The sequence below is a fragment of the Streptomyces sp. NPDC126499 genome, assembly GCF_040302485.1.
GTDB lineage: Bacteria > Actinomycetota > Actinomycetes > Streptomycetales > Streptomycetaceae > Streptomyces.
The window spans coordinates 102,814-110,310 of record NZ_JBEOUO010000024.1 but is presented as its reverse complement, the minus strand read 5'-3'; the positions used below and the strand labels follow the sequence as shown (position 1 = coordinate 110,310).

Sequence of the window (7,497 nt, the reverse complement as noted above, 5' to 3'; positions counted from 1 at the left end):
CTAGCGGCGCGCGTAGTGGTTGTTGCGGGGGGGGGGGGGGTTAAATACACCCTGCGGCGGTCCCGCGGGGGGGGTCTCTGTTTTGGGGGGGCGGGGGGGGGGCCGGGTGGGGCGGCCGGACGGTGAACGGTACGGGGCGGTGCGGAGGGGCGCACCGCCCTGCGGCGTGTCGTTTCGGATACGGGTACGAGGAGCCGGGCTAGTGGAGCAGGCTGCCCTGGAGCTCGGCCCGCAGGTCCGGGGTGAGCACGGAGCCCGCCCGGTCCACGAGGAGCGCCATCTCGTAACCCACGAGGCCGATGTCGCACTCCGGGTGGGCGAGCACGGCCAGCGAGGAGCCGTCCGAGACCGACATCAGGAAGAGGAAGCCGCGCTCCATCTCCACGACGGTCTGGGCGACGGGCCCGCCCTCGAAGATCCGGGACGCCCCCGCGGTCAGCGAGGTCAGCCCGGACGCGACCGCCGCCAGCTGGTCGGCACGGTCACGGGGGAACCCTTCGGACATGGCAAGCAGCAGTCCGTCGGCGGAGACCACCACCGTGTGGGACACCCCGGGGGTGTTGTCCACGAAGTTGGTGATCAACCAGTTCAGGTTCTGCGCCGCCTGGCTCATCGCGCTCAACTATCGCTCCTGCTGCTGGGTCGGACCGAGATTGAAGGAACCCGTGGTGGAGTTGCCCGCCTGCCGGCCCTGCTGGATACCGCGGCGCAGGTTGGTGAGCCGGCCGCGGACGTCGTCGGGTGCGCGGGACACCTGGGGGCCGGCCGTGTGGGCCTGCTCCTGGGCGGTCCCGGGCACGAGGTTGGCCCGCGGCACGCGCCGCGGAAGCCCGGAGGTGGTGACACCGCCGGCCGCGGGCTTGCGCACCCGCTCGGCCTGGCGCACCAGCTCGTCGTTGGGCGAGGTCCGCCAGGCGGCCCCGCCGTTGGTGTTCTGCCGCCCGGCCTCGGGCTGCTGCGGGACGGCCGTCCCGGGCCGCTGAGGCGCGCTCGTTCCGGGGCGCTGCGGGGCGCTCGTTCCGGGGCGCTGCGGGGCGGTCGTTCCGGGACGCTGCGCGACCACGGGTGTCTGCATCGTCCGCTCGGCGTCCGGCACGCCCCGCGACGGGTCCTGGGGCGCGGCCGGGGCGGGCGACTGGCCCTGACCCTGGCCCTGCTCCTGGCGGAACCAGTTGGTCTCCAGCGTGTCGTACAGCGGGGTACGGCCGTCACCGGCGCCCGCCGGCGGCAGGGCCTCCGGCTGACGCGGCTGCTGGAGCTGCGGCTGACGGGGCTGCTGCGCCTGTTGCGCCTGCTGCGCCTGCTGCGGCTCGCCGGCCGCGTGCCGGCGCTGCGCCTGCTGGGGCGCCCCGAAGTCCGGCCGCGGGAACTGCGCGGTGGACGCCGGGTCCTGGGCACCGCCCTGGTAGCCCTGCGGGGCCTGCTGCGCCTGCTGGGGCGACGCGAAGTCCGGCCGGGCGAACTGTCCGGTGGAACCGGGGCCCTCGGGCTGCGCGTAACGGCCCTGGTTCGCCGGCTCCTCGTGACCGCGCGGCGCGTCCAGCGGCGTCATGTCCTGCTGCGGCCTGCGGACCGGCTGGGCCTGGTCGTTGCTGCCCCAGCTGGCGGCCTGCGGCCGCTGCGGCTGCTGCGGCTGGGAGGTGCCGCCGGGGAGCTCGGCGCGCGGGAAGCCGTTCTGGGCCGGGCGCGGCTCCTGCGGGGCCTGGGCCTGCGGGCCCTGACCGCCGTTCGGGCCGCTCTGGCCGTGCCGGGCGTCGCTCGGGGCGCTGTGCCGGCCGCCCCAGACGTCCGTACGGGACGGGATCGCGCTCTGCGCGCCGCCCACCAGGCCGCCGGGCGCGCCGAGGCCGGGACGCTGCTGCGGGTCCTGCGGAACGGACGGCAGCTGCGCGGTCTGCGGTCCCTGGGCCTGGGCCGGAGCCGGAGCCTGCGGCCGCTCCTGGAACAGGTTCGGGCCGCCCGGGGCCTGACCGTCCTGGCCCTGCGGGCCGTTCGGGGCGACGTCCCGGCCGGGCAGCGCCGTACGGGCCGCACCGGCACCGAGCCGGCCGCCCGGCGCGTTCGGGGCTCCGCCCGGCCGTCCGCCGGGGGCACCGGGGCCGCCGGCCGCGCCGGGAGCGCCGGCGAGGCGGCCGCCCGGGGCGGACCCGCCCTGGGCAGCGGCGCCCTGGCCGCCGGGACCGGCCTTCGGCGCGGGCTTCTTGCCGCCGTGGGCGACGTCGACCGGAAGCATGACGAGCGCGGTGGTGCCGCCCGAGTCGGAGGGGCGCAGCTGGATCCGGATGCCGTGCCGCAGGGACAGGCGGCCGACCACGAACAGACCCATGCGGCGGGAGACGGAGACGTCCACGGTGGGCGGCGAGGCGAGCCGCTCGTTGATCGCGGCGAGGTCCTCGGGGGAGAGGCCGATGCCGGTGTCGTGGATCTCGACGAGCACCCGGCCGTCGGGCAGGGCGTGACCGGTGACCCGGACCTTGGTCTGCGGCGAGGAGAACGAGGTGGCGTTCTCCAGCAGCTCGGCGAGCAGGTGGACGAGGTCGTTGACGACCCGGCCGGCGACCTCGGTCGCGGGGACCGCGGCCAGCTCGATGCGCTCGTACTGCTCCACCTCGGAGGCGGCGGCGCGCAGGACGTCGACCAGCGGGACCGGGCGGGTCCAGCGGCGGCCGGGCTCCTCGCCCGCGAGGACGAGGAGGTTCTCGCCGTTCCGGCGCATACGGGTCGCCAGGTGGTCGAGCTTGAACAGCGAGGACAGCTGGTCCGGGTCGGCCTCGCGGGACTCGAGCTCGGAGATCAGCGAGAGCTGACGCTGGATGAGGCCCTGGGAACGGCGCGAGAGGTTGGTGAACATCGCGTTGACGTTGCCCCGCAGGAGGGCCTGCTCGGCGGCGAGGCGGACCGCCTCGCGGTGCACGTCGTCGAAGGCCGCGGCCACCTGGCCGATCTCGTCGCGGGAGTGCACACCGACCGACTCGACGGAGGTGTCCACGTCCTGCGGGTCGGTCTCGGAGAGCTGCTTGACCAGCTCGGGCAGGCGTTCCTGGGCGACCTTGGTGGCGGTGTCCTGGAGCCGGCGCAGCGAGCGGATCATGGACCGGGCCACGACGAAGGCACCGACGAGCGAGACGCCGAGGACGAGGAGGATCAGCGCACCGTTGATGATGGCGTCGCGCTGCGACTCCTGGCGCAGCTCACGCGCCTTGGTCTCCATCTCGCCGAGCAGCGTCGCCTCGATGGTGTTCATGGCACGCATCTTGGTGCCGTACTCGTCGGTGAAGTTCAGGTAACCGCGCTTGACGTCGGGCAGGCCGCGGTCGGACTTCAGCATCCGCTGCGCGTAGTTGTCGGCGGCCTCGATCGAGGGGTTGCCGTTGGTCAGCGAGGCGGTGAGCTCCTCGGCGTCGCCGCCGGTCGACTCGTAGATCGCCTTGAAGGACTTGATCTCGACGATCTCGCTGCTGAGCGCGGCGTCGCCGTAGAGGCGGTCGCCCTGCTCGATCCGGGCGGCCCGGCTGTCGTTCGGGGGCAGCGAGGCGGCGATGATCGCCTGCTGGATGGAGGCGTACTCCTTGGCGGACGAGAACGCGGCGAGCGCCCGGGTCCGCTTGATCATCTCCGGGTTGCTGGTGGCCTGCGCCATGTCCTGGGACAGGCTGAGCAGGGAGCGGATCAGCCGGCTGTAGGCCTCGACCGTCACCGAGTGGGCGACGTTCTTCTTGTACGCGGCGGCGCGGATCCCGTGCAGCTCGTTGACCTGCGAGGCGATCTGGTTGACGTTCTGCCGGATGCTGCGCAGGGACTCGTCGTCCTCGGTCGCCGGGATCGCGTTGGTGGCCTCCAGGAAGGCCGTGTAGGCGCGGTCGGTCTTCTTGCGCGGGGTGTCGACCTGGTAGTCGCCGGGCGACTTGCCGTTGGCGAGCGGACCGGCGGAGTGGTCGCGCTCCTCCTGGAGGGCCTCGGCGAACTTGGTGGCTTCCTTGGTCAGCTCGGTGAGCAGCTGCATGTGATCCAGCTGCTCGATGTCCTGCAAGGACTCGTTGATACGGATGCCACCGAGGCTGGTCGCCGCGACCACGGGGAGGGTCAGCAGGGCGACCAGGCGGGTGGAGATGCGCCAGTTGCGCAGGGCTATTCGGGGCCCGACCTGGTTCTCGGCCTGGAGCTTGGGCAGCGGGGCCTGCTCGGCGGCGGCGTCCGCGGCGGTACCGCGCGCGGCACCGTCGGAGCCGTCGCCCTTCCCCGGCTTCTGGGGGTGCGGGGCCGGGGAGCCGTGCTGGGTCCCGGCACGCGGCTCCTGCTCCGCCGAAGCTTCCCCTCGGCCCTTGCGGGCCTGGGAAGAGCCCGTGCCATCCCTCTTGAAACGTCCCTGCACTAGCGTCGCAACCTCTGGACCAGGCGTCCCTCCGCGTGAACGGAGAGGACGGTGTCGGCGTGTGGGACGCGGTGCGTCCCCGTGGTGGTCGTCGGTGACCGGCGCAGATCCCCCTATCCCCGCCACTCGGCCGGCGCTGCGTTGCGCCCCCTGCGCGCCGGCTTGAAACCCGCGGCGGTGCGTGGAATTCCAGCACAGTGCCGGATCTCCAACAAGGTCCGCCGGGCGTGGCGCGAAGGCCATGACAACGCGTGCCCGCCAGGTCACCCCACGTAGAACATGATCACGGAGGAATCGGGCGTATCCGCTCGAAGGGGTGGACGGCGGAGGGTGTCCCAGTCGCCATGATCAGGAGCGGAATGGCGCGTTCAGTGGGGGAATGCCCGTTTCGGTCACCTCGCGTGGCGGTGCGTAATGCCCGGTTTGCTCCCTTGATGGTGAGCAAACTCACACGTAGTTCGTTGAATCCGCCATGCATTCGAAGGGAATTGCATGTTTAGCCTGACGCTTTACAGAATGGGAACCCCGTCCACCGCGCCCGCACGGGCGCGCCCCACCGCAGACAAAGGGTCCGACACCGCGATGAAGACGACGCCCGTACTCCGCACCACGGCCAACCCCCGCCGCGCCACCCTCGCCCACCTGGAGGACGCCGCGCAGCTGAGCCGAGGCGCCCGGCCCGAGTACGCCGCCGAGCTCCCCGGCCGGACCGCCAACCCGCGCCGCACCATCCTGATGACCGCGCCCGAGCCCTACCGCCCCGCCGAGTAATCCGGCGATCGGGCCTCCTTGCCGCGTTAGCCTGGAGCGTCAGACTCCAGCCAGTAGCAAGTGAGGGGCGACAGCACGCGTGCGCATCGCCAGATTCTCCATCGACGGCAACGTCGCCTTCGGCGCGGTCGAGGGGGAGGGGACCGTCGAGTCCGGCGGCCTGGTCCTCGACATCATCAAGGGCATCCCGTACACCGACTTCGAGCTCAGCGGCACCAAGGTCCCGCTGAGCAAGGTCCGGCTCCTGCCGCCCGTCCTCCCCAACAAGGTCGTGGCCATCGGCCGCAACTACGCGGAACACGCCAGGGAGCTCGGCAACGAGGTCCCCGAGATCCCCGTGACCTTCCTCAAGCCGACCACCTCCGTCATCGGCCCCGGCGACGCCATCGAGTACCCCTCCTTCTCCGACGAGCTGCACCACGAGGCGGAACTGGCCGTGGTCATCGGCCGCATGTGCCGCGAGGTGCCCCGCGAGCGGGTCAAGGACGTCGTCTTCGGCTACACCTGCGCCAACGACGTCACCGCCCGCGACGTCCAGAAGCGCGAGTCCCAGTGGGCCCGCGCCAAGGGCTTCGACACCTCGTGCCCGCTGGGCCCCTGGGTGGAGACCGACCTCGACCCCGCCGACCTCACGATCCAGTGCACGGTCAACGGCGCACAGCGCCAGCTCGGTCGTACGAGCGACATGACCCGCTCCATCGAGGACCTGGTCGTCCACATCTCCGAGGCCATGACGCTGCTCCCCGGCGACGTCATCCTCACCGGCACCCCCGCCGGGGTCGGCCCCCTCAACGTCGGCGACGAGGTCGCCGTCACCATCGAAGGCATCGGCACTCTCACCAACAGGGTGATCAAGCGTGGCTAACGCGAACGTCCGCGTACGTTTCTGTCCCTCCCCGACCGGCAACCCCCACGTGGGCCTGGTCCGCACCGCCCTCTTCAACTGGGCCTTCGCCCGGCACCACCAGGGCACCATGGTCTTCCGCATCGAGGACACCGACGCGGCCCGCGACTCCGAGGAGTCGTACGAGCAGCTGCTCGACTCGCTGCGCTGGCTGGGCCTCGACTGGGACGAGGGCCCCGAGGTCGGCGGCCCGCACGCCCCCTACCGGCAGTCGCAGCGGATGGACATCTACAAGGACGTCGCCGACAAGCTGCTGGCCGGCGGCTACGCGTACCACTGCTACTGCACCACCACCGAGCTGGACGACCGCCGCGACGCCGCCCGCGCCGCCGGCCGGCCCTCCGGCTACGACGGCCACTGCCGCGAGCTCACCGCCGAGCAGATCGAGGTCTACCGGGCCGAGGGCCGCGACGCCATCGTCCGCTTCCGGATGCCGGACGAGCCGATCACCTTCACCGACCTGGTCCGCGGCGAGCTCACCTTCACCCCGGACAACGTCCCGGACTACGGCATCGTGCGCGCCAACGGCGCCCCGCTGTACACCCTGGTCAACCCGGTCGACGACGCCCTGATGGAGATCACCCACGTCCTGCGCGGCGAGGACCTGCTCTCCTCCACCCCGCGCCAGATCGCGCTCTACAAGGCGCTGATCGAACTGGGCGTCGCCAAGGAGATCCCGTCCTTCGGCCACCTGCCGTACGTCATGGGCGAGGGCAACAAGAAGCTGTCCAAGCGCGACCCGCAGTCCTCCCTCAACCTCTACCGGGAGCGCGGCTTCCTCCCCGAGGGCCTGCTGAACTACCTCTCGCTGCTCGGCTGGTCCTTCTCCGCCGACCAGGACGTCTTCACCATCCCCGAGATGGTGGAGCGGTTCGACATCGCGGACGTCAACGCCAACCCGGCCCGCTTCGACCTCAAGAAGGCCGAGTCGATCAACGCGGACCACATCCGGATGCTGGACGTGAAGGACTTCACCGCGGCCTGCGAGCCCTGGCTGAAGGCCCCGCACGCCAACTGGGCCCCGGAGGACTTCGACCGGGCCGCCTGGGAGGCCATCGCGCCGCACGCCCAGACCCGCCTGACCGTCCTGTCCGACATTACGGCCAACGTCGACTTCCTCTTCCTGAAGGAGCCGGTCTTCGACCAGGCGTCGTGGGACAAGGCGATGAAGGGCGAGCCCGCCTCCCTCCTCACCACCGCCCGCGAGAAGCTGGAGTCGGCCGACTGGAGCGACCCCGAGTCCCTCAAGGCCGCCGTCCTCGCCGCCGGCGAGGCCCACGGCCTCAAGCTCGGCAAGGCCCAGGCCCCGGTCCGCGTCGCCGTCACCGGCCGCACGGTCGGCCTGCCGCTGTTCGAGTCGCTGGAGATCCTGGGCAAGGACAGGACCCTCGCCCGCATCGACGCGGCCCTGGCGAAGCTCGCCGCCTGACCGCGAGCGTCACGTCCCCGG

Annotated in this window: 5 protein-coding genes; 3 read left to right on the top strand and 2 right to left on the bottom strand. The window is 72.1% G+C overall.

Annotated features, from left to right (window positions below; genetic code table 11):
* Positions 1-199: 199 nt before the first annotated feature.
* Both ABTZ91_RS28425 and ABTZ91_RS28420 read right to left on the bottom strand, forming a co-directional pair.
* On the bottom strand, positions 200-613 hold the full coding sequence (locus tag ABTZ91_RS28425) for a roadblock/LC7 domain-containing protein (protein ID WP_030496942.1): 414 nt from the start codon (positions 611-613) through the stop codon (positions 200-202).
* A 9-nt stretch (positions 614-622) separates the two neighbouring features.
* Positions 623-4,372 (bottom strand): nitrate- and nitrite sensing domain-containing protein, encoded by a 3,750-nt coding sequence (locus tag ABTZ91_RS28420; protein ID WP_352080064.1) that lies wholly within the window; start codon positions 4,370-4,372, stop codon positions 623-625.
* A 582-nt stretch (positions 4,373-4,954) separates the two neighbouring features.
* On the opposite strand from ABTZ91_RS28420, the gene ABTZ91_RS28415 reads away from it, so the two are divergent.
* The 3 genes from ABTZ91_RS28415 (at position 4,955) to gltX (ending at position 7,476) form a co-directional block, all read left to right on the top strand.
* The gene (locus tag ABTZ91_RS28415) at positions 4,955-5,143 is read left to right on the top strand and encodes a hypothetical protein (RefSeq protein ID WP_352080063.1); all 189 of its coding nucleotides are present in this window, start codon (positions 4,955-4,957) and stop codon (positions 5,141-5,143) included.
* 79 nt (positions 5,144-5,222) lie between these two features.
* Positions 5,223-6,008, top strand: a complete 786-nt coding sequence (locus ABTZ91_RS28410; protein ID WP_352080062.1) for a fumarylacetoacetate hydrolase family protein — start codon at positions 5,223-5,225, stop codon at positions 6,006-6,008.
* A complete protein-coding gene (gltX, locus tag ABTZ91_RS28405; protein ID WP_352080061.1) occupies positions 6,001-7,476 on the top strand; it encodes a glutamate--tRNA ligase in 1,476 nt (491 codons plus the stop codon). The genes ABTZ91_RS28410 and gltX overlap by 8 nt, the downstream gene beginning before the upstream one ends.
* The last annotated feature ends 21 nt before the right edge of the window (positions 7,477-7,497 follow it).